A 26,041-nucleotide genomic window follows, 5' to 3' on the forward strand; every position below is an offset into this window, starting at 1 on the left:
CGGATTATCCGGCGTATGTCGAACAGTCGAGTCCCGCTCGTGGACGACCATCCCGTCTCGGCGTTCTTCCTCGGAGCGTACGCTTACACGTGGATACTCTCGTCCCCGGCGGTGTTCATGGACCCGAGCTGGACCGCGGCGATTCTCGTCTACGTCGGGAGCTTCGGCCCGCCCGTCAGCGCGGCGGCGGTGACGTGGCTCCGGGGCGACGACGTTCGCGCGTGGGCGAGTCAAATTACGAAGTGGCGCGTCGGTTGGCTCTGGTGGGTCGTCGCGCTCGGACTCCCGCTGGTCGCGGCGGGCCTGATTACCGGCGGCATCTTCGCGCTTCGCGGACCGGTGGATTTCGGACAGTCGCTCCCGTCCCCCGCGATATTCGTGGGCATCTTCCTGTTCACGCTGGTCCTGAGCGGCGGCCTCAACGAGGAGCCGGGCTGGCGCGGGTTCGCCCAACCGCGGCTCAACGAACGCTACGGCGCGCTCCGGGCGAGCCTCCTCATCGGCGTCGTCTGGGCTGGCTGGCACCTCCCGTACTTCTTCGCGCCCGTCACGCCCCATTCGAGTTTCCCGCTCGTCAACCAAGTCGGCTGGTTCGGCGGGATTCTGACGCTCTCGGTCCTCCTCGGGTGGGTGTACAACAGCACGGGGAGCGTCCTCGTTGCGATGGTGTTCCACACGATGGCGAACACCGCGGACGTGCTGATTCCGCTCTCGGCCGACCGGATTCTGATAGACGGCGTCGTGGACCAGCGAGCGGTCGGCACCGTCGTCGCGGTCCACCTGCTGGTCTACGTCGTCCTCTCGCTCGCTGTCGTGGCCTACTACGGGCCGAAGACGCTGGCCCGCGGCCGAATACCCCTCGCCGGGGATGTGGGCGGCGATGGGCGAGACGCCGGAGACGTCGGTGGCGACGGTCGGGAGGAGGTTGGCGGGGATTAGGAACTCCTACTCGTCCCCTCCTCGTACGCTTCCTCAATCCGCTCGAACTGCTCGTCCGACAGCGACACGTCTGCGGCACCGAGATTCTCCTCCAGTTGGTCGGTCGTCCGCGCGCCGACGATGGGGACGCACTGGAACTCGCGCTGGTCGGCCAGCCACCGGAGCGAGACCTGCGAGGGGGTCGCGCCCTCCTCGTCGGCGACCTCTCGAATCGCGTCCAGCACGTCCCACTGGCGCTCGTCGAACCGGTTCTTCCAGTCGTAGAGGTCCCCACGCGACCCCTCCGGTCCATCGCCCTCGCGCTCGTACTTGCCGGTCAGGAATCCGCCTTCGAGGGGTGAGTAGGGACAGACCGCGAGGTCCTGGTCGGCGCAGACGTCGAGGTAGTCCTCGACGGGGTCGCGGTAGGCCGCGTTGAACCGGGGTTGGGTGACCTCGAAGCGTTCTATCCCCTCCACGTCGCTGGTCCAGAGCGCCTTGGTGAGTTGCCACGCGGCCATCGAACTCGCGGCGAGGTAGTTGACCTTCCCCTCGCGGACGAGTTCGTTCAGGGTCCGCAGGGTCTCCTCGATGGGCGTCTCGTCGTCCCAGCGGTGGATGTAGTACACGTCGAGGTAGGAGGTCCCGAGGCGTTCGAGCGTCCCGTTAATCTGTTCCCGGATGTGCTTGCGCGAGAGTCCTCGGTCGTTCGGCCCGTCGGCGAACCCGAAGTAGACCTTCGACGCGAGGACGAAGTCGCTGCGGTCGTAGTCGGCCAACCAGTCGCCGATCCACTCCTCGGCGGTGCCGTTGGGGTCGCCGTAGACGTTCGCGGTGTCGATGAAGTTGACCCCGCGGTCCCACGCCGTGTCGAGGAGTTCGTGGGCGGTCTTGCGGTCGGTCTCGACGGTGCCGTCTGACTCCTTGGCGAAGCGCCACGTCCCGAAGCAGATTTCCGAGACCTTGGTGCCGGTCGAACCGAGTCGGACGTAGTCCATGTTCCGTATGTCGGTGTTTTCGGTCTTAGTTCTGTGTGCCCGTTCTCCCTTGCCCGTGCCCACATGCTCAAGACGCCCGCCCGCCACATTGCCGACATGACCGACGCGCTCGACCGACAGGATTTCTACGACCTGACGCTCGTGACCGACCTCGCGGTCTCGCCCGGCGGGGACCGAGTCGCCTTCGTCGCCGAGGAGTTCGACCGCGAGGAGGACGAGCGAAAGCAATCCCTCTTCGTCGCGCCGACCGACGGGGGCCGGGACCCCCACCGACTCTCGCGGGCCTCCGACGCCAGCGCGCCCGTCTGGTCGCCCGACGGGTCGAAGCTCGCGTTCACCGCGGCGCGGGACACGGACACCGAAATCGAGGTGGCGCGCGGAGCGGACGAGGCCGACGAGGAGGCCGGGGACGAGCGCGACGAGGACGACGAAGAGAACGCGGACGACCAGAACAGCGAGGACGACGAACCGAAACCCCAAGTCTGGGCGTTCGACCTCGACCTCGGCGGGGACGCCCGCCAACTCACCGACTTCGAGGAGGGCGCGCGGGGCTTCGACTGGGGACCACAGAGCGAGCGCCTCGTCGTCGCGGCCCGCGACCCGACCGACGACGAGCGCGAGTACCTCGAACAGCGCCGCGAAGACGGCCCAATCGAGACCGAGCGCCTCCAGCACAAGTTCGACGGACAGGGGTGGCTGGACTCGGTCACGACGTACCTCTTCGTCGTGGACTACGAGACCCGCGAGACAGAGCGGCTCGACGACGCCTACGGCGGCGGCGCGCGAGAGCCAGCGACCGGCTTGAGTCCCGCGTGGTCCTCGGCCGGGGACTCCTCGGCCGGAGATTCGTCGCCCGGCGGGCGCATCGCCTTCCTCTCGAACCGGACCGAGCGCCCCGACGACAACTACGTGATGGACGTCTACACCATCGCGCCAGACGGCTCGGACCTCCGGAAGGTGACCGACTCGGAACTCACCGCGAGTCGGCTTCGCTGGCACCCCGAGGGCGGCCGACTCGCGTTCGTCGGCGGGAACCCCGAGAACTGGTACATCCCTTCGGAGGTCTACGTCGCCGACCTCGCGGGCGATGAAGCTACATTCGAGTCGTGGTCCGGCGACTTGGACCGCACCGTCGCCAGGTACGGCGACCTCGGGTGGGACGGCGACGACCTCCTCGCGCCGGTCGGCGACGAGGGGCTGACCCGCCTCGTGCGACTCAGCGAGGAGGGAAATCCCGAGCGCACCTTCGACGCGCAGGGCCGGGACCGGACCATCGAGGGGTTCGACCTGCGCGGGGGCACCGGGGTCGTCGCGCTCGCCGACCCCGAGGAGGGTAAGGACCTCCACGCCGTGCAGGCAGCCGACCTCGACGCCGATTCCGACCGCGGGAACGCCGACCTGACCCGACTCACCGCGCTCAACGACGACTTGCTGGCCGAGCGCCACACGCCCGAGTGTCGCCGCCTCACCTTCGAGTCCGACGGGCAGGAAATCGAGGCCATCGCGTACCTCCCCTCCGATTTCGACCCGGACAACCCCGACCCGAAACCCCTCGTGGCCTCGATTCACGGCGGTCCCGTCTCCTACGACGCGCCGACGTTCTCCTTCGAACACGCCTACCTGACCGGACAGGGCTACGTCGTCCTCCGGGTCAACTACCGGGGTAGTTCGTCCTACGGCCGGGAGTTCAGCGAGCAGATTCGCGGCGAGTGGGGGCCGCGAGAGCGCGACGACGTGCTGGCGGGCGTCGAGGAGGCCGTCTCCCGCGGGTGGGCCGACGACGACCGATGTTTCGCCACCGGGTTCTCCTACGGCGGCATCACGACGGGCTACCTCGTGACCGAGTCCGACCGGTTCGCCGCGGCCGCGGCCGAACACGGCGTCTACGACTTCCGGTCGGCGTTCGGCACCGACGACAGCCACGTCTGGTGGGAGAACGACTTCGGCCTGCCGTGGGAGAACGACGAGAGATACGACGAGTCCTCCAGCATCGTGGACGCGGGCGAAGTCGAGACGCCCCTGCTCGTCACGGCGGGCGGCGAGGACTGGCGGTGCCCGCCCTCCCAGAGCGAGCAACTCTACGTCAGCGTCAAGAAGCAGGGCGTGCCCGCCAGACTCGTCGTCTACCCCGACGAGCATCACAACATCGGCGACCCCGACCGGGCGATTCACCGCCTGCGGGAGTTGACCGACTGGTTCGAGCGTTTCGACCCGGAGAATAGATAGCCTAAAACGGGGTGGCTACTCCTCGGCGTAGAGTTCCCGCTGGAGTCGCCGCCGGTAGAACTCCACGAGGTGATAGCGCGTCACCAGCACCGCCGCGAAGGTCATCACGACCGCGAAGACGCCGGTTCGCGTGATAGATACCCCGTGGACGTACCCGTTCCACAGCTGCGCGAAACCCAGCAGCACGGGGACGACGCTGGCGAGGGTCGTCCTGACGGGCAGCTCGCGGTACATCTCCCAAAACGAGACCTCGTCCGTGACGGCCATTCGGTAATCGCTCCTTGACTCATCCTGCGGCTATCGCCTGATTACCTTTTCGTGTTCGCATTCGGACCGTTTCGTACTCGCGTTCGGACCGCTCCGGCACCCCTACGCTTTTCGGACAACAAATTACTGCTTTAGGAAATATAATTAATCTCTTAACCTGTATTCCTCATTCCCCGGACGACCGGCGGGTCGCGTTCGCCGAGCGAACTCACGCGGATTTGACGGCGGACGTGGCGGACTGGCCGTCGCTCCGGGGTTCGTAGACGACGTGGTCGCCGTCGGCCCTGACCTCGACGCGGCAACCCTGTAGTTCGAAGACGACGCGACCCGTCCGGGTCGGTCCGCCGTCGTCCTCGCGGTCGGCGAACAGGCGATTCAAGGCGTCTGGGTCCACGACGTCGTACAGCACGCAGTCGTCGGTCAGCAGTTCGCAGTCGGCGACTTCGGTGACTGCCCTGACGACGGTGGTACTCGTGTCCCAATCGTTCGGTACGACCCGGTATGCTGCGCGCCCGTCCCGGTCGAGTGACGGCGCACGCTCCGTGAGGCGCTCGATGTCCCGGTTCATGATTTGTAGATTCTTCCGACTCCCGCTTCGTCGTATCACTTCGAGAACATGCACGTATAAAAAATTCACGGTGGTTTTGGGGTAAACTGGGTGGTATCACCGGATAATCTACGGCTGAGTCGGATTCCGGTTTCCGAACAGACAGCGAAAGATAGACGGCGGCTCACTCCCGGCGGTAGTCGGGTAGCGTGTCGTCCTGCATGACCGCGGTCCGGCCGCCGTCCACCAGCAGACTCTCGCCGGTCACGAATCCGGCGTCGTCGCTGGCGAGGAAGGCCACCGCGCCCGCCACGTCCTCGGGGTCGCCGATGCGCCCGACCGGGTGGATGGAATCGAGGTGACTGCGCTCGTCCTCGGAGAGGTCCTCCTCGGTGCGCTCGACCGCGACCCACCCCGGATTCACGGTGTTGACCCGAATCTCCGGTCCCAAGTCGAGCGCCATCGCGCGGGTCATCCCGTCTATTCCGGCCTTGACGGCGTTGTACGGGAACATCTCGGGCATCGTGAGTTTCGCGTGGTTCGAGGAGACGTTGACGATGGCTCCCTCGTCCATGTGTTCGACGGCGTGCTTGGCGGTCAGCCAGTAGGCCCGGAAGTCGGTTTCGAGGACGAGGTCCCAGTCGTCCATCGTCGCCTCGGTGACCGAGGTGTTCGTCTCGACCCCCGCGTTGTTGACCAGCACGTCGATGCCGCCGAACTCCTCGGCGGTGGCCTCGACCAGCGCCGCGATGTCCTCGGGTTCGCGCATGTCAGCCTGCACGAAGACGGCCTCTCCGCCCGCCTCGCGGATGCTCTCGACGGTCTCCTCGCCGTCCGCCTTGGTCCGGCCGGTCACGACGACTGCGGCCCCCTCGCGGGCGAATCGCTCGGCGACGCCCTCGCCGATGCCTCTGGTCGAACCAGTGACCAGAACTGTCTGCCAATCGAATCTGTCCATAGTTCGACGCTCGTGCGCTCGGGGCTTGAGTTCTGCGCTCGGGGACGGGCTTGCTCGCTTCTCCCTCGATTCACCCCTGATTTCACATTCTTGCCGCTTTCGGCCTCGCTTCCTCTCCGGTCTCAGTCGCCCGCGGACCGTCGCTCGACCCGCCCGACCGTCGCGTCTGGTTCGACTTCCGCGACGACCGCCTCGCCCTCGTGGCCGAATCGGACCTCCGCCCGGTGCGGGTCCTCGGACAGAACCACTGTCTCGAAGGTGTCCAACTCGCCCCACATCTGCGTGGGGTGGCGGGCCGACACGTCGAAGCCGTGTTCGGCGAAGAAGCCCTGCGCGACCGGGTGGAAAGTCGCCAGCGTCTCGGCCGCCGCGGTCGCCACCGTCTCGCATCGCCGACACCTGAACTCCACGAGCGAGGTCTGGGGATTCTCTTCGGTCCCGCCGGGAAGTCGAACGAACTCCCCGTCCATCCGGCCCGAGCAGACCCCGCAGAACCCGTGAAAGAGGCGCGTCATCAGGTGGTGGTACCAGCGAGCGAACGCCTCGGGCAACTCCTCGCGCTCGAACTGGTCGAGCGCGCCCGGCGGAAAGGAGAACTTCGCGCCCTCGTCGCAGGTCGAACACCAGAAGTTCGCCCGCTCGTCGGCGTACTCGACGACCATCTCGCCGCCGCAGAGGAGGCAGTTCCACCCGACCGAGACGGGTTCGACGTTCGCCTTCGCGGTGTAGGTGCCAGCGTACATCGCCCCGACGACCTGCTGTCCGGCGTGGGTCAACTCGTATCCGCCGGTAGTGCTGTCGGCGTCGTCACGACCGCCATCGCCGCCGACCCTGCGGACGAACGACCCCACCAACCTGTCGAGGTGGTAGTTGAAGTTCCCGCTGTCGGCGACGTCCACCCGGTCGTGGAGTTCGGAGAAGCCGAGCGCCTCGTCGGGCGTCTCGCCGAGTCCTCTGAGAATCTCGACCCGCACCTCGTTGGCGAGCAACTCGAAGGCCTCCTCGGGCGACTGCTGTTCGACGCTCAGCCCCGATTTCTCGCTCGATGCACCGCCAGTCATGTGTCCGTCGTCGGCGCGGGGTGTGATGGGTGTTGTGGTGTGGGCTGACACGACGCCGCACAGAATGTAAGGAAGCTCACAGTAATGCGTTGCAGATTACACTTATGCCGGTCTCGTCTGAATCCGAACACGATGACCGACGCGGACGCGACTCGAATCGACTCGGATGGCTCTCCCGAATCGCGCACTCCTCAGTCGCCCATTCCCCAGTCGCCGGTACGCTATCTCCTCCGCCGATTCGCTGGCAGACGCTGGCCGACGTTTGCTGGCGCGCTCGGCCTGCTTCTGTTCGGCCTCGCTCTCCAGCGCATCCCCGCCCTCTTCATCGGCGTCGCGCTCGACGCCCTTCTGCTCGACAGTCAGACCTACGCGCTCCCCGGAATCCCCGCCGACTGGATTCCGGCGACTCGGACCGGACAGGCCGCGCTGACGATTTGCGTCCTCGGGGTCGCCATCGCCGCCGAGAGCGCCGCGAAGTGGTACGGCCGACTCGTCTACGAGGAGGCCAGCCTCCGAACCCTCCACGAAATCCGGACCACGGCCTACGAGACCGCAACCGCGCTCTCGATGCGCTTCTACGACGCCGAGGAGACCGGCGACGTGCTTTCCATCCTGAACGACGACGTGGACAACCTCGGAGACCTCTTCGACGGGGTTCGGGACGGGGTCCTCTACGGCGGGGAAATCCTCACCGCGTTCGCGTTCATGCTCCTGCTGAACTGGAACCTCGCGGTCGTCCTGATGCTCCTCCCGGTCCTCATCGCTGCGACCGGCCGGGTGTACGCCGGACTGCTGGAACCCCGCCACGACGAGGTCCGGGCGAGCGTCGGCACCGTCAACGGTCGCCTGCGGGACGCCGTCGAGGGTCTGAGTACCGTCAAGGCGTTCACCCGAGAGGAGCGAGAGCGAGAGCGCGTGGCCGACGCTTCCGCCGAGTACAAGTCCGCGATGTGGTCCACGCTCCGCCTCCGGGCCGTCTACAACCGAGTTTCGTGGCTTCTGGCGGCGGTGGGCATCTGGGGGCTGTTCTCGCTCGGCGCGTACTGGATTCTGGAGGGGCCGCCCCTCTTCTTCACGCAGGAACTGTCCGCGGGGACGCTCCTGACGTTCATCCTCTACACGTTCTCGTTCCTCGACCCGACGCGCCGCCTCGCGGTGGACGTCATCAACAAGTTCGAGAGCGCCCGAGCGTCGAGCAAGCGAGTGGTCTCGCTGTTCCGGAGCGACCAGCGACTCGCGGAGGCCGAGGACGCCCCCGAGTTGGACGTGACCGAGGGCCGGGTCGAGTACGACGCGGTCTCGTTCTCGTATCCCTCGGCGGACGAATCGACTGTCGAAAATGTATCCTTCGCCGCCGAGTCCGGCGAGTTCGTCGGCCTCGTCGGTTCGACCGGCGCGGGGAAATCGACTCTCACCAGACTCCTCTTCCGGTTCTACGACCCCGACTCGGGGGCCATCCGAATCGACGGCCGAGACGTGGCCGAGGTGAGCGTCGAGAGCCTGCGGAACCGAATCGGCTACGTGAGCCAAGACCCCTTCCTCTTCCACGGGACGGTCCGCGAGAACGTCGCCTACGCGAACCCGGAGGTCTCCCGCGAGGCGGTCGTCACCGCCGCGAAACAGGCCGGTGCCCACGAGTTCGTCACGGAACTGGAGGAGGGGTACGACACCCAGATAGGCGAACGCGGCGCGACCCTCTCGGGCGGCCAGCGCCAGCGCCTCGCCATCGCTCGGGCGCTGGTCGGCGACCCGCCGATACTGGTGCTGGACGAGGCGACCAGCCACGTGGACAACGAGACCGAGGCCGAAATCCAGCGGAGCCTGCTGGAGATGGCGGGCGACCGGACCGTCTTCGCCATCGCCCACCGCCTCTCGACTGTCCGGGACGCCGACCGGATTCTGGTGCTGGACGACGGCCGACTGGTCGAGGAGGGAACCCACGACGAACTCCTCGCCGAGGACGGGACCTACGCGAGACTCTGGCGCATCCAGACCGGGGAGGTCGCCGCCGGGGACGGGTCGGTTGCAGCCGATTCGTCCGCGGACGAATCGGCCGCCGATAAGTCGGCCGCCGATAAGTCGGCCGCCGATAAGTCGGCCGCCGATAAGTCGGCCGCCGATAAGTCGGCCGCCGATAAGTCGGCCGCCGACGAGTCGCCTGCCGGTGAATCGGAGGTGACGCGATGACCGACGAAACGCTCGGCGAACTGTCGGACCGAGAGTATCCTCTCCTCGCGCTGGTCCGGCGGCACGGCCGGTCGGGCGCTCACTACCTGTCGATTGCGGTGGCTTGCGAGGTCATCTCGACCTTCCTCAGCTTCGCGGACGTGTTCCTCATCGGCCTCGGCATCGACGCGCTGTTCAACGACGAACCGTTCGCGGTGCCCCTCCTCCCGCAGGCGTGGATTCCGACCGAACCGCTCGATTTGCTGGTGTTCGTCACCGGCCTGCTGGTCGGGCTGAACCTGCTGACGAACCTGCTGGCGTTCGTCTCGGAGTACGGCTTCGCGGTCTTCACACAGCGATTCCTCCACGAGGTCCGGGTCGGCGAGTTCGACGCGGTCCAACGACTCGATTTGGGCTTCTTCGACGGGAGTCGGACGGGCAACGTCATCAGCGTGCTGAACGACGACGTGAACACGCTCGACACGTTCTTCAACGTCATCGTCGGCGCGGCGCTCTGGATTAGCGTCACGCTGGGCAGCGCGCTGGTCTACATGACCGCGCTGAACTGGCAACTCGCGCTGGTGGTCCTGCTCTCGGCCCCCATCATCGCCGGACTCAACCGCTGGTTCTCGGGCGTACTCGAACCGCTCAAGGACGCGGTCCGCGAGGAGCGCGGCGCGCTGAACGCCCGCCTCGAAACCAACATCAGCGGCATCGACGTAGTCAAGTCGTTCACCGCCGAGGAGTACGAGCGAAATCGGGTCGCCGACTCGTCGCTCGACGTCTTCGAGTCGCGGCTGGCGAGCCGCCGGACCTCGGTCCGCCAGTCGCCGCTGAACCGGCTGGTCGTCGGCGCGTGGCTCCTCCTGACGCTCGCGGTCGGCATCTACTGGATTACGGTCGAACCGCCGCTGTTTTTCGCCGGGACGCTAACCGCCGGGCAACTCGTGCCCTTCCTGTTCTACTTGGAACGGCTCACGCTCCCGCTGAAGCACCTGAGCGGCGTCATCGACCACTACAAGTCCTCGAAGGCCGCCGCCAAGCGAATCGACGGGCTGACCAACGCCGGAAAGTCGCTCGGAGCCAGCGACGGGACCGATGGAGACGCCGACCCGGACGCCGCCCCGGACCTCGAACTCGACGGCGGTCGCGTCGAGTTCGAGCGCGTCGAGTTCAGCTACCCCGACAGCGAGCGCCGGGTCTTCGACGGCCTCGACTTCGCTGTCGAACCGGGCGAGACGATTGGCCTCGTGGGTTCGACCGGCGCGGGGAAATCGACCCTCGTGAAGCTCCTCTTGCGGTTCTACGACGTAGACTCGGGCGCGGTCCGGGTGGACGGGCAGGACGTGCGCGAGGTCTCGACCGAGAGTCTGCGCGACGCCATCGGGTACGTGAATCAGGAGGCCTTCCTCTTCGACGGGACGGTCCGCGAGAACATCGCCTACGGAGCGCCCGAGGCCACCGACGAGCGCGTCGAGGAGGCCGCCAGAATCGCTGGCGTGCACCGGTTCGTCACCGACTTGCCGGAGGGCTACGACACACGAGTCGGCGAGCGCGGCACCAGTCTCTCGGGCGGTCAGCGCCAGCGCCTCGCCATCGCTCGGGCCGTCGTCGGCGACCCGCCGATGCTGATACTGGACGAGGCGACCAGCCACGTGGACAACGAGACGGAACTGGTCCTGCAGGAGAATCTGGACGAACTGACCGCCGACCGGACGACGTTCGTCGTCGCCCACCGCCTCTCGACGGTCCGGGACGCCGACCAGATTCTGGTGCTGGACGACGGCGAGGTGGTCGAGCGCGGGACTCACGAAGAGCTTCTGAATCGAGATGGGCGGTACGCCAAGTTGTGGCGGATTCAGGTCGGGGAGGTGGAGGGACTTCGGGTATAAAAGGAAATCGTACCCTCTTAGAACGAACCGCTTGTTGATTCGTCTCTATGTTTGGTTTAACAAGCTTTAGACAGCTCGGGGAACATCTGCTTCCTTAATTTCATCTGAAGAAATACCGTATTCTTCACGTAGAGCTATTTTCCTCGATAAAAGTCTCTGTTTCAACTCTCTCGTCATTTCCTGAATTTCTGCCTCTTTTTCTCTCAACTGTTCATAATCGGCTCCTGCTTCTTCGTGAAGTATCTTGATGAAGTCATCACGATGATTTTCCCAAACTTCGTAATCTGCGTGGGACTCACCGTAAGAGTCGGTTTCTTTCAAAATCGCATTCAAAAGAGGGTCAATGTCGGGAGTTTCCTCTTCTCGATTCCTAATTCCGTTTTTCTGGATGTACTCCGTAATTGGAGTTCGGATTTTATCTTCAATTTCATTAGATATTCCTATGGCTTCCTCAATCGTCTCTTCTCGTCTTTGAATTAATTCCCAAATATCAGGTGCTTCCTCTCGGAACCGTTTTATTGCGGTGATATCCTGTTCTTCGTCTCTCCAATATCGATGGTATACCGATCTGGGAAGTCTATCTGAAAGCGGAGCGGAAGATTTCTTCAGATAATGCCAATCAATGTCTCGATCTTTTTGTTCGAGACCCTCTATGTCTGACTCTATAGTTTCAATCGCAGGTTGAACGAAGTTTTGTAACTCATCAACGACAATTGGTTTTTCACGTTCTTTCCGTAAGTCATCTACCTCCCGCTCATTCTGCCAGAGACTAAGAAATGTGCCAGCCGCCAAGAAGAGTGTACCTAAACCACTAAGAGCCCCAAGAGTCACTCGGGCCTCAGCAGAGTCTAAAATTCCTGATAAATACAGGTAGAGTAAAATCACGACTGCTAGTACTAAGAGCAGGGTCAGTCCAAGACCTCCGGCGTAAATTGGGTCTCTAATCCGTTGCCATTTCAAATCCATTGTGATTAGCAGGTTTAGCTTTCCCTGCTTAACTAATGTGCTATTTTGTGAGCCTCTTCCCGCTAATAAATATCAATATTCAATAAAATATATATTTATATTTATATACTTCTATTTCCAATGAAAACACAAAAATACCTCTTGTGTTCCCGAACCCGCCACCTACAAATACCGATAACCAATCTCTCGAACCATGTACGACGCGGGCATCGTCGGCTGTGGGGTCATCGGAAACCGACTCGCCGAATCGTTCGCCGACCACGAGGAGACCGCCGTCAGCGCGGCGTGCGACGTAGACGAAGCGAAACTGAGCGACTTCGCCGAGGAGTACGACTGCGAGGCGTACACCGACTACCGGAATCTCGTGCAGGACGAGACTATCGACATCGTCTACGTCGGCGTCCCGCCCACGCACCACCCGGAAATCGTCACCGCGGCGCTCGATGCTGGCAAGCACGTCCTCTGCGAGAAACCCATCGCCGAGACGGCCGAGCGCGGCCGGGAGATGGTCGAGGCCGCCCAATCGAGCGACCGAGTGACCGCTATCAACCTGCCCTTCCGCTACACGCCGGGGTTCGTGGAGATGCGCGAGCGCATCGCCGAGGGCGACATCGGCGACCCCAAGCGCGTCACGCTCGACTTCCGATTCCCGCGCTGGCCCCGCGAGTGGCAGGACGTCGAGTGGCTGACCTCCCGCGAGCAGGGCGGGCCGCTCCGCGAGGTCGGCACCCACTTCCTGTTCGGCGTGCAGGAGATTTTCGGCCCGATAGAGACTGTGAGCGCCCGCGTCTCCTACCGCGGCCCCGACCTGTACGAGGAGTCCGTCGCGGGTCACTTCTCGGTCGGTGGACTATCCGGCACTATCGACCTCGTGACCGACCACGAGCAGGAAGAAGAGAACTCGATTACCGTCCTCGGGTCGGAATCGAAACTGTCGCTGCTGGAGTGGTACCGACTGGTCGAGAACCGCGGCGAGGACGACGAGGCGGTGCTGAACGAGACCAGAGAGCAGACCACGCTCACACTCATCGACGAGTTCGTCGGCGAACTCGACGGTGAGGGCGGGGATTTGGTCTCTTTCGAAGAGGCGAATCGGGTCCAGCGCGTGCTGGACGCGATTTTCGCGTCGGAGGGCGAGACGCTGAGGATTTGACGGCAGTTCACTCCTTCGCCAGAATCATCGCCTCGTCCTCGCCTGCTTCGTCCCCGACGCTCGCCGCGAACTGCGATTCGTGAATCTCCTTCAGCCTCTTCAACTCGTCCTCGCTCAAGCCCATTCGCTCGCCGAACTCGTCCCAGACGTGCCCCCGGACCGAGAGGTAGTACGCCGTCTCGTCTTGGGTCACGAGGGGGTCCCGATGGAACTGCGTCCGGTACTCGTAGACCAGCCCATCGACTCCCGTGCCTTCCCAGTCTCGGGCCGCCTCCTGATGGCGCTCCACGAGGGCGCGGTCGTCCTCGCCTTCCACGTCCGGAAACGCCGCGAGGAGGGCCGCCATCTCACCACTCCGCGACGCTCCCGTCGTCGTGTCGCCAGACGGGGTTGTGCCAGTTGACCTCGCCCGACCGGTCGCGGACCACCTCCTCGTCGATTTCCACGCCGAGGCCCGGCGAATCGGGAAGTTCGACGTAGCCGTCGTGGTACTCGAAGACCGAGGGGTCGGCGAGGTAGTCCAGCACGTCGCTGGTCTGGTTGTAGTGGATGTCGAGGCTCTGCTCCTGAATCAGGGTGTTGGGGGTGCAGGCGTCGATTTGGACGCAGGAAGCCAGCGCGATGGGACCGAGGGGGCAGTGGGGCGCGAGCGCCACGTCGTAGGCCTCGGCCATCGAGGCGATTTTCTTGACCTCCGTGATGCCTCCGGCGTGGCTCAGGTCTGGCTGGATCACGTCCACCGCGCCGGATTCGAACACCTGCTTGAAGTCCCACCGGGAGAACATCCGCTCGCCCGTGGCGATTGGAGTGGCGGTGTGGGCCGCGATTTCCGGGAGCGCGTCGTTGTGTTCGGGCAGGACCGGCTCCTCGATGAACATCGGCTCGTAGGGTTCGAGCGCCTCGGCGAGTCGCTTCGCCATCGGCTTAGCGACCCGACCGTGGAAGTCCACGCCGACGTCCACGTCTTCGCCGACCGCCTCGCGGACCTCGGCGAGTCGCTGTTCGGCCTCTTGAACCTTGGCGGGCGACTCGACGCGCTCCATCTCGGGGGTGGCGTTCATCTTGAGCGCGGTGAATCCGGCCTCGACTTTCTCTCGGGCGGCCTCGCCGACCTCGGCGGGTCGGTCGCCGCCTATCCACTGGTAGACCCTGACGCGGTCGCGGGCCCTGCCGCCGAGCAGTTCGTAGACCGGCGCGCCGAAGTGCTTGCCCTTGATGTCCCAGAGGGCTTGGTCGATGCCCGCGATGGCCGACATCAGGACCGGGCCGCCCCGGTAGAACCCGCCGCGGTAGAGCGTCTGCCAGTGGTCCTCGATTCGGAGCGGGTCCTCGCCCAGCAGGTAGCCCTCCAGTAGCTCCTCGACCGCGGCGCGGACGGTGTGGGCGCGGCCCTCGACCACCGGTTCGCCCCACCCGACGAGACCATCGCTGGTTTCGAGGCGCAGGAACAGCCACCTCGGTGGCACCTCGAACAGCTCGTAGTCGGTGATTTCCATGTTCGCGGGCTACGCCGCCGACCGACTAAATCCTCCGGGACTTCCCTCGGAGACTTAATCTCGCAAGAGTTAAAACACGGAAAAATGAAAATTCAAAGTGATGGACAAGCTCGACGGCGTCCCGCTCTCCGCTCTGCAGGAGCAACTCGACGCGGCCGAGAGTTCGAAGGCGACCAAGCGCCTGATGGTCGCTATCGCCTACAAGGACGGCGTGGCGGTCTCGACGCTCTCGGAGCGGTACGACGTTCCGGAATCGACGCTCTACTACTGGCTGGACCGCATCGCAGAGAAACCGCTCTCGGAGGCCATCGAGGACGACGAACGCCCCGGCCGCCCCTCGGAACTGGACGACGCCGAGCGCCGGTCGGTGTTCGACGCCCTCGCGGACTCCCCACAGGCCTACGGCTTCGAGGCCTCCTCGTGGACGCCCGAACTCGTCCAGGAGTTCATCGAGCGCGAGTACGGCGTCTCCTACTCGCTTGGCCACGTCCGCCGACTGATTCGGGACGCAGAAGCCTCGGTTTGACTCGATTCCGAATCGCTCGTCCCATTCGGTAGTGGTCAGATACGCACTGCTAGCCACCACTATCCATGCGCTTCGCTTGGTGACAGCGACCACGTCCTGGTGGACTGAAAGGGCGAGCGCGGTTCGCGCTCGGCTTGGTCATCTCAGCACGGCGACTATTTCGCGGGCGCAGTTCTGCGCCCGCGAAATATCCTGCTGAGTGACCGTGAACCGCGCGAGGGATTTCGAGGCCGACGTTCTTCTTTCGTCTGCTACTCCGAACACTCTCCCACGAGACGATTGACGACCGCCGAGGCGACCCGGAACGCGTTCTCTAATCCGAGGTCCAAGAACAGGCCGCCGTCGGCCAGACTCTCGCTGGCCGACCGGCCCGGCGCTGGCTGGTCGAAGTTGACCACGCCGCGGACGCTCAGGTAGCGGTCCAACTTCCCGAAGTTGGCGAGCGCGGTCGCCGTGCCGAAGTCCTCCATCTCCGAGGTGGCGTAGACTCCCGCGTCGTACTGCTCGACCAGCCACGCGGCTTGCTCGGAGAGGGGCGTGCCGTGCCAGAACTCGTCGCCGCAGACGGTCGCGCCGACGCCGACGAACGGTGATTCGTGGGCGGTCTCCTCGGCGTATCGCTCGCGGTATTCGGTAGCCTCCTCGGCGTCCGCCAGTTCGACCTCCTCGGCGACTTCGACGGCGGTGGCGACGAGGTCCTCGTCGAGTCGGTGGACGTAGTCGTGGGGTCGGTACTTCAGGAGGTCGATGGGACTCGCGCCGTCGCCCTCTTTCCGGCCGTCATCGTCGGCCCACCGGTGCTTGAGGTCCCAATCGACCACCGCGTCGGCGACGAAGACGCTCCCGACGGTGGCGACGCTCGGCGGTGCCCCGGCCACCCCGGCGGTGACGAAGTAGGCCTCGGAGAGGTCGATGTCGGGCGAGGCCAGCAGCGCGGTCACGGTGGTCGCGGCCGCTGTCTTGCCCATCCCGGTGGGCGTGATGCCCACGCCGTCGTCGGTGTACCAGACCGGCGCGTTCGCGCCGGGGACGCGAATTTCGTTTGCGAAATCGTAGGATTCGAGCCAGTAGTCGAGTTCGGTCGGCAAGCCCTCGGCGGACTCGTCGTGGTCGTCGGGAAGTCGGAAGTCCTCGGCCGCGAACGCTGGCAGGACGAGAACGTCGAGGGATGGCGAGGGGTTGTTCATACGTTTTCTGTCGAGGGTTCGGTAAATTAGAATTCGGGTCTAGGCTTCGGAGTCGGGACCGATAGCTCTAGAGAATCGACCACCAACAACAGGACGAGCGCGGCGAAGACGGTTTACGAAGCCCCCGGCCGCTCACGGACGCTGGCCGGCATATCCGACGGACGTGGTTGCGACGGATAGGGGCCGACCAGCGACCGCGACCGGCCGGCCCCTTCATCCGCCCAAACCGCCGAGGAGAGTCACACCGAGCGCTCCCCGGTGGATTGCTCCGACCGCTTTCGCTCGTGGAAAGATAGCTTCTTGATTGTTTAGAAAATGAAAAACAACTCCAAAGAAACAAAAACAATTCTCTACTGCGCTACCGCCGTCGTCGCATCACCAGCATCCCCGCGGCCGCCAGCCCCACTGTCGCGGTCGCGGCCTCGCCAGCGAGGAGGCCCGAGAGGTCCGAGAGACCGGAGAAGCCTGCACGGTCGCTAATCCCGCCGGAGGAGTTCTCCTCGCGGTTGGGCGTCTCCGGGTCGTAGCAGAACGCGAGTTCCTCGATGGGGAAGGGGTTGCCGCCGGGGTTGTCCGGCGCGCGGAGTTCGGCGCGCTCGGTGACGCCCTCGGGGAAGGCGTAGACGTTCGCGCCCGGCCCGCCGTAGACGATGACCGCGTCCACGCGGAGCGTCGAGTCGAAGGTCACCGCGACGGGTTCGCCGTCGTCGTCGCGCTCGACTTCGACCAACTCTAGCTCGAACGTCTCGCCCTCGACCGTGAACTCGTAGGTGTCCGGCCCGACTCGGGTGGCGTTCTCGCTGGTGAACTCGCCGTCCTCGTCGGTCAGGCTCACCGCCCGCTGGAGGCCGAGGTCCTCGCCGCACTGCGGGAACCCGGCGACCGGCCGCGGCGTGACCTCGGGTTCCGGAATCGTCGTCGTGGTGGTGGTAGTGGTCGGTTCTTCGGTGGTCGTCGTGGTCGGCTCCTCGGTCGTGGTAGTCGTCGGCTCTTCAGTCGTGGTGGTCGTCGGCTCCTCAGTAGTTGTCGTGGTCGTCGTAGTCGGTTCCTCAGTCGTGGTGGTCGTCGTAGTCGGTTCCTCAGTCGTGGTGGTCGTCGTAGTCGGTTCCTCCGTTGTGGTAGTCGTCGTGGTTGGCTCTTCCGTCGTGGTGGTCGTGGTAGTGGTCGGTTCTTCCGTCGTGGTAGTCGTCGTAGGCTCTTCTGTGGTGGTTGTCGTCGTGGTCGGCTCCTCAGTCGTGGTGGTCGTGGTCGTAGTCGGTTCCTCGGTGGTGGTTGTGGTAGTCGGCTCTTCCGTCGTCGTGGTCGTTTCCTCGGTCGTAGTCGTCGTAGTCGGCTCTTCTGTCGTCGTGGTCGTTTCCTCGGTCGTAGTCGTCGTAGTCGGCTCCTCGGTCGTGGTAGTCGTAGTGGTCGGCTCCTCGGTCGTGGTAGTCGTAGTGGTCGGCTCCTCGGTCGTGGTAGTCGTAGTGGTCGGCTCCTCGGTCGTCGTCGGTGTCTCGGTCGTCGTGGTCGGCGGCGGGCCGGGTTCTTCCGTGGTCGTGGTGGTCTCGGTGGTCGTCGTCTCAGTCGGCGTCGGTGCCGCCGCCACGCGCACCGTCACGTTCGGCCGGTCGTTGACGGTCGCCTTGCCCGGCTCCTCGCCGACGAACCCGGTCCGCGCCTCGACCGAGTAGTTCCCCGGTGCCAACTCGTCGAGCGTGGTCTCGTTGTCGGGGGCCAACTCCAGCGTCCGGTCGAAGTCGTCCGGCCCGGTCACGTTGACCGTCATATTCAGGTCGGTCGGGTTCTCGACGCTCAGCGACTCCGGGGCCTCCGAGGAGACCCTGACGTTCGGACAGTCGGCCACGCGCAGGATGTCGATCTCGTTGCCGTTGACGGTCGCGTTCCGGCGCTGGTCGAGTTCCTCGCCCGCCAGCTTCTCGCCGCCGGGCACCCACGCCCGGACCGAGTAATCGCCGGGCGTCAGGTTCGAGAGCGTCCGGTCCTCGCCCGGTTGGACTTCGAACTCCCGCGCGAAGTCGTCCGACCCGGTGACTTCGAACGTGACGTTCGCGTCGGTCGGATTCTCGACCGTCACCTCCTCGCAGACGTTCGACCGCGCCTCGACGTTCGGGGGTTCGGGCTCCTCGGCCGTGGTGGTCGTGAGAGTAGTTGTCGGCGTCGGAGTTTCCGTGGTCGTGAGGGTAGTGGCGGTCGTGGGAGTCGGCGTTTCGGTTGTCGTGATAGTCGTCGTGAGCGTCGTGGTTTCTATCGTCGTGGTCGCTGTCGGGGTGGTCGTCTCGGTCGTTGTTAGCGTCTCGGTCGTGGTCGGAGTGAGCGTTTCAGTCGTGGTCGTTGTCGTAGTCGTCGTCTCGGTTGTCGTCGGTTCTTCCGTGGTGGTCGTCGTCTCGGTCGGTGTCGTCGTAGTCGGCGTCGGACACGCCCCAATCGTGACGCTGGCTATCTGGTCGCCGTTGACCGTCGCAGGCCGGGTCGGTTCGACGAGACCGCCAGCCTTCGCCTGCACCCGGTAGGTGCCGGGCGAAATCCCGAACGTCTCGCTCTCGCCCGGATTCAGGATGACGACTTCGGTCAGTCCCGACTCGGCGGTCACCGAGAACGTGATGCGCTCGGTGCTCGGGTTGGTGAGTCGCAGTCGCTCGCAGTCGGGACTCACCGCTCTGGCGTTCGGCGGCGGTCCGGGCTCCTCGGTCGTGGTGGTCGTGGTCGGCGTCTCGGTGGTGGTCGTGGTCGGGAGCGGGAGCGTCGTGGTCGTCGTGGTCGTCGTCGTGTCGCGCTCGACGCACTCCTCGAAGTCGGGGTTGCGCTGGCGGTCGGACTGGTCGCCGCGCTTGACGACGACGCGCTCGATAACTTCCCCGCGGTTGTCCCCGGTCCCGAAGAAGACGTTCCGGCCCCGGAAGTGCCCGCGGAAGGTCTGACTGTCGCCGTCCTCGAACACCAGTCGCACCGAGTCGTAACGGTGGGCGTCCACCGCGACCTTCTTGCAGGCGAAGTCGTATCTGGGGTCGAGCGGTCTCGGGGTCTCTGTCGTGGTGGTCGTCGTTTCGGTTGTAGTGGTCGTCTCCGGCTCTGCGCAGGCCTCGAAGTTCGGGTTCCTGCGCGTCACCGACTCGCCGTCGGGGCCGCTGACCGTGACGGATTTCACGACTTTGCCCTGATTATCGCCGGTGCCGACGAACTGCCCGCGGTCCTCGAAGTCGCCGCGGAACACCTGCGTCTCGCCGTCGGCGAAGGTCAGCCTGACCGACCGGAACTGGTCGGCCTGCACGACCGCCTTCTCGCAACTCACGAAGAATATTCGCGGCAAGAACTGCTCTTCGTCGGGTTCCGGCGTCGCGGGTTCACAGCCGCTCACGTCGTTGCGCCGGACCTCGAAGGTGTCCGGCCCGTTGAACACCTTGACCTGCGTGACGACCTCGCCCTCGTTCTTGCCGGTGCCCGCGAAGGTGTTCGTCCCGCTGTAGATGCTCCGGAAGGTCTGGGTGTCGCCGTCCTCGAAGGTCAGGACGACGCGGGTGTACTGCTCGGCCGCGACCGTGACCTTCCGGCAGTCGAACGCCACCCGGATGCGGAGGGGTTCCGGCGTCGGGGTCTCGGTCGTGGTGGTGGTCGTCGTCGTGGTCGTCTCGGTGTCCGGCGTCTTCGGTTCCGGACTCTCACAGATTTCCTGCGTGATGGAGTCGTAGATGCCGACGAGGTCGCCCGGCGACGGCGCGTCGTAGAAGTCCTCGCGCGAGGAGGCGACCGACCGAAGCAGGTCCTTGTTGGCCTCGTCGCCGAGCGCGATGGTGATGACGCGAGTGCCGTCCCGCTTGATTCGCCGCGCGACCGCTCTGGGGTCGCCCTCCTGGTTGTGGTCCCCGTCGGACAGCAGGACGATGACTGGCTGGGCGTTCTGGCGCTGTCTCGACTGGAGCGCGTCGTCCGCCGTGCTGAGCGCCTCGGCGATGTTCGTCTTACCGTCGGCGCTGAGCCGGTCTATCGCCCGAATCACTCGCTCGCGGTTACCTGTCAGTCGCTGGTCTACCCGGGCCGATTCGGAGAACGACACGAGTCCGAGTCGGTCGTCGGGTCGGTCCACGGCGCTCACCAGCCGACTCCCCGCTCGCTTGGCCGCCGTCAGCGGTTCGCCGTTCATCGACCACGAGCGGTCCGTGACCAGCATCACGTCCACCGGCTTGCCCGGTTTGCATTCGGGGGTCGGCGGCACGGTGGTCGTCGTCTCTTTCTTCGCCGGTTCCTCCGGACAGCTACCCTTCACGACGTAGGCCGCGCCGGTGTTCTCGTTCTCGGGGGTCTCCTCGCCCAGCGCGGCGAACGGCGCGCCGACCAGCAGGTCAGCGGCGGAATCGTCGTCCACGTCGCCGCCCGAGAGCGCGTACCCCGCCAAATCGCCCTCGGACTTCCCGCTGAACTTGGCGTGCGCCCCGGAAAGGGAGTGTTGCTCGGCGATTTGCGAGCCGTAGAGCAGGTAGGCCGCGCCAGCGTTCGACGCGGTGCTGTTGTTGAAGGGCGCGCCAACCAGCAGGTCGGCGTGGTCGTCGCCGTTCACGTCGCCAGCGCCCGCCAGCGACCACCCGGCGAGGTCACCGCCCTCCTCGCCGGGGAGCGCGGCGTCGGCCTCGGTCGAGAGGTTGACCTCGCGCGAGAGGTCGCCGCCGTAGGCCACGTAGGCCGCCCCGGCGTCCTCGGCCTCCTCGGCGGGCACGTCGTGGAAGGGCGCGCCGATAGCCACGTCGTCTCTGCCGTCGTCGTTCAGGTCGCCAGCATTGGCGACTGCGAACCCGGCTTGGTCGCCCTCGCCAGCGCCGCGGAAGGTGACCGGCGAGTTCACCAGCAGGGAGGTTCCCGAGAGCTGAGGTCCGTACTGGAGGTAGGCCGCCCCGGCGTCCTCGCCGACCGAGTCGTTGCCCCGAGCGCCGATTAGCACGTCGCTCACGCTGTCGTTGTCGGCGTCGAGCGCCGCGACCGACGACCCGGCGTAGTCACGCCGGGCCGCGCCGAGGTAGGTCACGTTGGCGTTTCCGAGGTCGAAGGTCCCCACCCGGGGCATGTACGTCAGGTAGGCCGCGCCGGAGTCGGGGGCCACGCCGTCGTGCTGCGGCGCGCCGACGAGGAGGCCCGCGGTCCCGTTGCTCGCGTTCGCCATCGTCGCCAGCGACCACCCGGCGCGGTCGCCCGCCTCGGCCCCGCGGAAGGTCGCGGTGGCGAACTTCAGTCCCACCGTCTCGGGCAAGTCGTCGCTGCCGTAGACGACGTAGGCCGCGCCCGAGTCCCGGCCGTTGGCGTCAGCGAGGGGTGCGCCGACCACGATGTCGGCGTAGCCGTCGTCGTTCAGGTCGCCCAACTCGACGGCGAACCCGGCGCGCTCGCCGGACGAGCGCCCCCGGAAGGTGACGTCGGCCTCCGAAAGCTCGATTTCGCTCCGGTTGACCGGGCCGTAGAAGAGGTAGGCCGCCCCGGAGTCCTCGCCCGCCGAGTCGTTGGACGGCGCGCCAACCAGCAGGTCGGCCTCCCCGTCGCCGTTCACGTCGCCGACGTCGGTCGACCACCCGGCGCGGTCGTTGCTCGCCGCGCCCGAGAGTTTGGCGTCGGCGTCCGAGAGGTTCGCGGACCCGGCCGGTCCGCGCGGAATCGCGCTCTGACTGCATCTGGTCGCCTGACTCGCTTCGGCTTGGTTATTCTGATTCGATCTGACTCGGTTATTATTGCTTTTAGCCTCGCTATTATTTCCTTCCCTATCTCCTCTATCGCTCTGGGACTGTGCCGCGTTTCCGTCGCTACCGCCGAGTTCGCCGACGGACGGCACCGCCGTTATCGGGGACGAGGAGGGAGCGGACGAGAAGGAAGAATCCGCTGAGGGCGCGCCGGACGCGCTCGACGGGGGTGGTGCGCCGTCCGCGCCAGACCCCTGTATCTGAGAAGTACCCGCGGCCGCGAAAGGCATCCCGGCCGCGCCGACGATGCTACTGGCGACGAGGAGCCACGCGAAAACGAGTGCGCCTCTCCGGCGTTTCGAACCGCCACCCTCCCCGGATGTCATTGTGATTCTCTCACAGGATACCGTCGCTCCGTTCTTTGTTATGCGGAGGTCAGAGACAGCGTAACGTCGCGTTGCCTCCGCTTTCGGACGTATAAGCGCTGCCTACCGCCGGAGGGAGGCCGGGGAGCGCCGGTCTATCCCCGGAGTGGCGGTCTACCGTCGAAGCGCGAGGAGGGCCGCCGCGAGTGCGAGCAGGGCCGCGCCGACGCCGAACCCGGGGACCCCGCCGTCCGCCCCGGCGGTGCCCGTGGCGGTGTCACCCTCGATGGCTTCGTCGCCGGTCTCCTCGCTGTCGTTCGCCGATTCCCCTCCGGTTCCGCCTTCGTCGGGAGTTGTGGTACCCGGGCCGTCAGCGCGCTCGCCGATGCTGACCAGCCAACCGTCTTTGCCCTGCGCGCCGTCGCCGGAGGTCTGACCCGCGAGGACGTAGCCTCCTCGGTCGCGGATGGCGGGCCACGGCTTGTCCCAGCCGTCGGTGCCGTAGTACTTCGACCACTTCGTCCGGCCTTTCTCGTCGGTCTGCACGACGTAGCCGTCCACGCTCCCCTTCGGCCCGGCGTCGGACCCGCCCGTGACGAAGTAGCCCTGTTCGGTCCGCATCGCCGAGTCGAGCCACTGAGTGCCCTCGCCGCCGGGTCGGCGCTCCCACTCGACGCTTCCCTCCGGGCCGAACTTGACCAGCCAGCCGTCTCGCGGGCCGGTGCTGTCGCTCTCGGTCTCTCCGGCGAGGAGGAAGCCCGCGCTGGCGTCGCCGTCGGTCGAACCCGGCGCGGCCGCCCACACGTCGTCTCGGGCCGGGCCGCCCGCGGTGGTCTGCCACCGGAGGGTGCCGTCGTCGGCGACTCTGAGCGCCCACCCGTCGTCGCTGTCGCCCGCAATTTTCCCGGCGAGGTAGTAGCCCGAGTCGGTCGGCACGACCGCCCGGAGGTAGCCGTCGTCGTACTCCTCGGGGGTCTGGTAGCTCTTTTCCCACACCGTCGAGAGGTTGGCGGAGTCGGTAGAGTCGCCCGAGTCGGAGGAGTCGCCCGCGGAGCCGCCAGCGAGCTTGGCGGTCCAGCCAGCTTTTCCGTCCTCGCCGTGAGTCCACCCCGCGAGGAGGTACTCGGTTCCGGCGTCGGCATCGCGGCGCTCGACCGCGTAGAAGGCTCCCGACCCGAGGGTGCGCTGGTCGCGGACCTCGCCCGCGGCGTCGAGTTCGACGACCCACCCCTTCGCGCCGCCGTCGTCGGTCCGACCCGCGAGGAGGTAGCCCTGTTCGGTCCGGGCGAGGCCCCAGAACCGGTCGGTGCCCGGTCCGCCGAGGGTCTTGGACCACTGCTTCTGGCCCTTCGAGTCGGTCTTGAGAACCCACCCGTCGCGCTCCTCGTCCGTCTCGGTCCACCCGACGAGGAGGTAGCCCCCGTCGTCGGTCGCCACGAGGTCCGAAATCATGTCGTCGCCGCTCCCGCCGTAGGTCTGTCGCCACTGCTCGGGGAGGTCCGGGGGTGTGCGAGCGTCGATTTCTGCTTCGCTCGCGCTCTGCTCCTCCGAGGACTCGACCGCCGGTCCGCCGGTCGCCGCCGCGGGGACGACCCCCGCGAGGCCAGCGCCGACGACCAGCGCCGCCAGCGCGACCGCCCGCAGTCCGACTGCGCGTGCCGTTTCCATGCGCGCTTGTCGGGGTCCGACGCGTTTTGTTATAATCCGTCTGTAATTCTTTACAGGGGGTCTGTCCGCCGGTAGGACGGGCATATTAAGCAATACCGGCAGATTCAGAAGAGGTTCAACAGTGCGCTGGTTAAGAAGTAATAAGAAGGGTGAATTCGGAACTATAGAACTAAATATCTAATATTTCTTCTTCATGTTCGTCAATCCAGTTATAGCATTGAGATGAAACTGCTTGGTGCATAGCTCCAATAGTTTGTTCGTCGTATTCAAGATGCTCCTTTCCATGGTCGCTTGCCCACCTTTCTGGATAAATATCTCTAGAATTAAAGTTTTCTGTATCTGCTTGTCCTTGAACAAGACCGCTTACTTTCTTCCGCCGATTGTTCTCATACAGTATTACGCCTTTCTCCCCTCTAGTATCTAGATTGCTTATCCAGTATGTAAATTCCGCCGTCACAGATGAGTTTTGCTCATAAGATGGATCAAATTTACCATCCTCAAATCTGTTCTCTAGTGGTTCCAACAAAATAAAGACTGCTCGGTCTGCTTCTTCTAGACATTGTCTGCTAGTTTTCCAAATAAATTCATCTTCTGAGTCTGAATTCTTCTTTATTATCTCTTTTTCATTCCGTTCTGAGCAGAGCCACGCTCTATAGCCATCTTCGCGGAGTTTTTCTGCGATTTCTTCTAAAATATATTCACAGCTCCCGCCATAGGGACCAAATATACCTATTGAAAGGCGTTTCTTGGCTCTCTCCAATCTTTGATTAACTGCCCCGTACTTTTCCTCAAAGCGGTCCCTGTTGCTCATTATAGGGTACTTGCGAAATTATGCGGACAGAAGATTTAAATCCTCGGGGTCACAACATCTTGACCAACGAAACAATGCCCCCTCAGTCGAGCCCCCCTGTTGAAAAGTACTCGGGAAGAATACCAGATGAGATTAAGAGAGCTATTGATGCAATAAATGGGGATGTTCAATATGCAATTGTTGTACTCTTAATCAAAGAGGAAGGTCTTGCATTCACTCAATTACAAGAGGAACTAGATGTCCACCAGAATACTCTTTCAAGAAACTTAGACCGGCTTATGGATGGTGGTCTCTTAGACCGTGAAGAGTTTGGGGAGCACAGCGAGAAATACAAAGCGAAGTATACCATCACTTCGTTCGGCAAGCGATTCATTGACCATCTATTCGAAAGCATTGATCCCACTTGGCAAAGACAATCAGTCTATTCAAATCGAAATATGGGTCGAACAAATGAAAGGTTTCAACAAGAACCAACTGATCGAAATCCTTCAATAGGGGATAATTCAGAAACTACTAAAAGCAAAATCAAGGTGAACTCTTAACTAATGCCCTCTGATCAAGAACTTTCCTTAGCAAAAGACACACTCTTAGATTACAGCCAGAAGCTAGGGGATGAAATCATTGAAAGGGAGGTCTTTGAACAGGATAGTAATGTTATAGGATTTACAGCGCTTGATGAGACATATTCTGCGTACTACAATGTTTACGGAACTCCTCAGTTCGAATTTTTCCAAGTGATGTTTAGATTTTCCTTGTCTAGAACAATAGCAAATCGATTAGGTGAGGAAACAGTTACGGAATTGGTAGATAAAGAGGAGAATCCTCGTGATGTCGGAAACGAAATAATAAATAAGCATGATGAAACTGAACTAGAATGGTTAGAATATCAGCTCAAACAGCGAGTCTTAAATTCTGATACCTTTTGCGAGATCGATACAACCGAGAAGGGGAAAATGAATGGGTTTTCTGTGTTCAGTCTAGTCTTCCCATATGAGGACAACTTTTCTCTGTCTGACTACTATAGTAGTACAGAAGCAGTATTAAATACTGGGGAGAAAGGTAGTGACTACCTTCATCACTCTGTCCAAGTTTCCGAAACAGACGATGAGGACATAGAATTAAATATCCGGATATAGATTTAAACTCTGGCGTAAAAATCTCACTCTCCTTTCCGATTCC

General features: G+C 64.0%; 20 protein-coding genes and 1 pseudogene. 8 read left to right on the top strand and 13 right to left on the bottom strand.

The annotated features are described in order from the left end of the window. The first annotated feature begins 15 nt into the window (after positions 1–15). Entirely contained in the window at positions 16–939 is a 924-nt protein-coding gene (locus EPL01_RS10280; RefSeq protein ID WP_210424121.1) for a CPBP family intramembrane glutamic endopeptidase, read from the top strand. Here EPL01_RS10280 and EPL01_RS10285 read toward each other — a convergent pair. After that, the gene (locus EPL01_RS10285) at positions 936–1,916 is read right to left on the bottom strand and encodes an aldo/keto reductase (RefSeq protein ID WP_135825182.1); all 981 of its coding nucleotides are present in this window, start codon (positions 1,914–1,916) and stop codon (positions 936–938) included. The genes EPL01_RS10280 and EPL01_RS10285 overlap by 4 nt on opposite strands. A gap of 63 nt (positions 1,917–1,979) precedes the next feature. Here EPL01_RS10285 and EPL01_RS10290 point away from each other — a divergent pair, with 63 nt between their 5' ends. Further along, positions 1,980–4,142, top strand: coding sequence for a S9 family peptidase (locus EPL01_RS10290; protein WP_246045670.1), 2,163 nt, complete (start codon positions 1,980–1,982; stop codon positions 4,140–4,142). A gap of 15 nt (positions 4,143–4,157) precedes the next feature. Here the strand turns inward: EPL01_RS10290 and EPL01_RS10295 are convergent, their stop codons facing one another. The 4 genes from EPL01_RS10295 to EPL01_RS10310 form a co-directional block, all read right to left on the bottom strand. After that, a complete protein-coding gene (locus EPL01_RS10295) occupies positions 4,158–4,409 on the bottom strand; it encodes a hypothetical protein (protein ID WP_135825183.1) in 252 nt (83 codons plus the stop codon). Between the two features lie 208 nt (positions 4,410–4,617). Further along, complete coding sequence (locus EPL01_RS10300) at positions 4,618–4,977, bottom strand: HalOD1 output domain-containing protein (protein WP_135825184.1); 360 nt, start codon at positions 4,975–4,977, stop codon at positions 4,618–4,620. A gap of 163 nt (positions 4,978–5,140) precedes the next feature. Further along, positions 5,141–5,914 (bottom strand): SDR family NAD(P)-dependent oxidoreductase, encoded by a 774-nt coding sequence (locus EPL01_RS10305; RefSeq protein ID WP_135825185.1) that lies wholly within the window; start codon positions 5,912–5,914, stop codon positions 5,141–5,143. Between the two features lie 122 nt (positions 5,915–6,036). Further along, positions 6,037–6,975, bottom strand: coding sequence for a winged helix-turn-helix domain-containing protein (locus EPL01_RS10310; protein WP_135825186.1), 939 nt, complete (start codon positions 6,973–6,975; stop codon positions 6,037–6,039). 132 nt (positions 6,976–7,107) lie between these two features. Between EPL01_RS10310 and EPL01_RS10315 the strand changes: the two genes are divergently transcribed. After that, complete coding sequence (locus EPL01_RS10315; protein WP_168215863.1) at positions 7,108–9,162, top strand: ATP-binding cassette domain-containing protein; 2,055 nt, start codon at positions 7,108–7,110, stop codon at positions 9,160–9,162. Here the strand turns inward: EPL01_RS10315 and EPL01_RS22695 are convergent. Continuing rightward, positions 9,069–9,374 (bottom strand): annotated as a pseudogene (locus EPL01_RS22695) (hypothetical protein); the annotation flags it as partial. The gene EPL01_RS10315 and the pseudogene EPL01_RS22695 sit on opposite strands and share 94 nt — an antisense overlap. Between EPL01_RS22695 and EPL01_RS10325 the strand changes: the two are divergent. Further along, positions 9,261–11,033, top strand: a complete 1,773-nt coding sequence (locus tag EPL01_RS10325; protein ID WP_394346245.1) for an ABC transporter ATP-binding protein — start codon at positions 9,261–9,263, stop codon at positions 11,031–11,033. The pseudogene EPL01_RS22695 and the gene EPL01_RS10325 overlap by 114 nt on opposite strands. Positions 11,034–11,099: 66 nt before the next feature. Here EPL01_RS10325 and EPL01_RS10330 read toward each other — a convergent pair whose 3' ends face one another. Further along, a complete protein-coding gene (locus EPL01_RS10330) occupies positions 11,100–11,999 on the bottom strand; it encodes a hypothetical protein (RefSeq protein ID WP_135825189.1) in 900 nt (299 codons plus the stop codon). Between the two features lie 193 nt (positions 12,000–12,192). Between EPL01_RS10330 and EPL01_RS10335 the strand changes: the two genes are divergently transcribed. Further along, positions 12,193–13,152 (top strand): Gfo/Idh/MocA family protein, encoded by a 960-nt coding sequence (locus tag EPL01_RS10335; RefSeq protein WP_135825190.1) that lies wholly within the window; start codon positions 12,193–12,195, stop codon positions 13,150–13,152. A gap of 7 nt (positions 13,153–13,159) precedes the next feature. Here the strand turns inward: EPL01_RS10335 and EPL01_RS10340 are convergent, their stop codons facing one another. Both EPL01_RS10340 and dgoD read right to left on the bottom strand, forming a co-directional pair. Beyond that, positions 13,160–13,498, bottom strand: coding sequence for a DUF8048 family protein (locus EPL01_RS10340; protein ID WP_135825191.1), 339 nt, complete (start codon positions 13,496–13,498; stop codon positions 13,160–13,162). A 1-nt stretch (position 13,499) separates the two neighbouring features. Further along, entirely contained in the window at positions 13,500–14,648 is a 1,149-nt protein-coding gene (dgoD, locus tag EPL01_RS10345; RefSeq protein ID WP_135825192.1) for a galactonate dehydratase, read from the bottom strand. Between the two features lie 100 nt (positions 14,649–14,748). Here dgoD and EPL01_RS10350 point away from each other — a divergent pair, with 100 nt between their 5' ends. Continuing rightward, a complete protein-coding gene (locus EPL01_RS10350) occupies positions 14,749–15,174 on the top strand; it encodes a helix-turn-helix domain-containing protein (RefSeq protein ID WP_135825193.1) in 426 nt (141 codons plus the stop codon). Between the two features lie 251 nt (positions 15,175–15,425). On the opposite strand, the gene EPL01_RS10355 is transcribed toward EPL01_RS10350, so the two are convergent. From EPL01_RS10355 to EPL01_RS10390, 4 genes are all read right to left on the bottom strand, one after another. Continuing rightward, positions 15,426–16,361 (bottom strand): phosphorylase family protein, encoded by a 936-nt coding sequence (locus EPL01_RS10355; RefSeq protein ID WP_135825194.1) that lies wholly within the window; start codon positions 16,359–16,361, stop codon positions 15,426–15,428. A 358-nt stretch (positions 16,362–16,719) separates the two neighbouring features. After that, complete coding sequence (locus EPL01_RS22030) at positions 16,720–22,404, bottom strand: VWA domain-containing protein (RefSeq protein WP_210424122.1); 5,685 nt, start codon at positions 22,402–22,404, stop codon at positions 16,720–16,722. Between the two features lie 153 nt (positions 22,405–22,557). Further along, on the bottom strand, positions 22,558–24,051 hold the full coding sequence (locus EPL01_RS10385) for a hypothetical protein (RefSeq protein WP_135825195.1): 1,494 nt from the start codon (positions 24,049–24,051) through the stop codon (positions 22,558–22,560). A gap of 169 nt (positions 24,052–24,220) precedes the next feature. After that, entirely contained in the window at positions 24,221–24,862 is a 642-nt protein-coding gene (locus tag EPL01_RS10390; RefSeq protein ID WP_135825196.1) for a hypothetical protein, read from the bottom strand. Between the two features lie 59 nt (positions 24,863–24,921). Between EPL01_RS10390 and EPL01_RS10395 the strand changes: the two genes are divergently transcribed. Beyond that, positions 24,922–25,404, top strand: coding sequence for a winged helix-turn-helix domain-containing protein (locus tag EPL01_RS10395; protein WP_168215864.1), 483 nt, complete (start codon positions 24,922–24,924; stop codon positions 25,402–25,404). Positions 25,405–25,407: 3 nt separating this feature from the next. Then, entirely contained in the window at positions 25,408–25,998 is a 591-nt protein-coding gene (locus EPL01_RS10400) for a hypothetical protein (protein ID WP_135825198.1), read from the top strand. Positions 25,999–26,041: the final 43 nt, after the last annotated feature.

It is taken from the genome of Halorussus ruber (assembly GCF_004765785.1).
GTDB lineage: Archaea > Halobacteriota > Halobacteria > Halobacteriales > Haladaptataceae > Halorussus > Halorussus ruber.

Coding starts and splice junctions, on each gene's coding strand:
- EPL01_RS10335 (WP_135825190.1), top strand. CDS start 12,193: ATGTACGACGCGGGCATCGTCGGCTGTGGGGTCATCGGAAACCGACTC.
- EPL01_RS10280 (WP_210424121.1), top strand. CDS start 16: ATGTCGAACAGTCGAGTCCCGCTCGTGGACGACCATCCCGTCTCGGCG.
- EPL01_RS10350 (WP_135825193.1), top strand. CDS start 14,749: ATGGACAAGCTCGACGGCGTCCCGCTCTCCGCTCTGCAGGAGCAACTC.
- EPL01_RS10295 (WP_135825183.1), bottom strand. CDS start 4,409: ATGGCCGTCACGGACGAGGTCTCGTTTTGGGAGATGTACCGCGAGCTG.
- EPL01_RS10355 (WP_135825194.1), bottom strand. CDS start 16,361: ATGAACAACCCCTCGCCATCCCTCGACGTTCTCGTCCTGCCAGCGTTC.
- EPL01_RS10290 (WP_246045670.1), top strand. CDS start 1,980: ATGCTCAAGACGCCCGCCCGCCACATTGCCGACATGACCGACGCGCTC.
- EPL01_RS10285 (WP_135825182.1), bottom strand. CDS start 1,916: ATGGACTACGTCCGACTCGGTTCGACCGGCACCAAGGTCTCGGAAATC.
- EPL01_RS10390 (WP_135825196.1), bottom strand. CDS start 24,862: ATGAGCAACAGGGACCGCTTTGAGGAAAAGTACGGGGCAGTTAATCAA.
- EPL01_RS10340 (WP_135825191.1), bottom strand. CDS start 13,498: ATGGCGGCCCTCCTCGCGGCGTTTCCGGACGTGGAAGGCGAGGACGAC.
- EPL01_RS10315 (WP_168215863.1), top strand. CDS start 7,108: ATGACCGACGCGGACGCGACTCGAATCGACTCGGATGGCTCTCCCGAA.
- EPL01_RS10310 (WP_135825186.1), bottom strand. CDS start 6,975: ATGACTGGCGGTGCATCGAGCGAGAAATCGGGGCTGAGCGTCGAACAG.
- EPL01_RS10305 (WP_135825185.1), bottom strand. CDS start 5,914: ATGGACAGATTCGATTGGCAGACAGTTCTGGTCACTGGTTCGACCAGA.
- EPL01_RS22030 (WP_210424122.1), bottom strand. CDS start 22,404: ATGACATCCGGGGAGGGTGGCGGTTCGAAACGCCGGAGAGGCGCACTC.
- EPL01_RS10330 (WP_135825189.1), bottom strand. CDS start 11,999: ATGGATTTGAAATGGCAACGGATTAGAGACCCAATTTACGCCGGAGGT.
- EPL01_RS10400 (WP_135825198.1), top strand. CDS start 25,408: ATGCCCTCTGATCAAGAACTTTCCTTAGCAAAAGACACACTCTTAGAT.
- dgoD (WP_135825192.1), bottom strand. CDS start 14,648: ATGGAAATCACCGACTACGAGCTGTTCGAGGTGCCACCGAGGTGGCTG.
- EPL01_RS10385 (WP_135825195.1), bottom strand. CDS start 24,051: ATGGAAACGGCACGCGCAGTCGGACTGCGGGCGGTCGCGCTGGCGGCG.
- EPL01_RS10300 (WP_135825184.1), bottom strand. CDS start 4,977: ATGAACCGGGACATCGAGCGCCTCACGGAGCGTGCGCCGTCACTCGAC.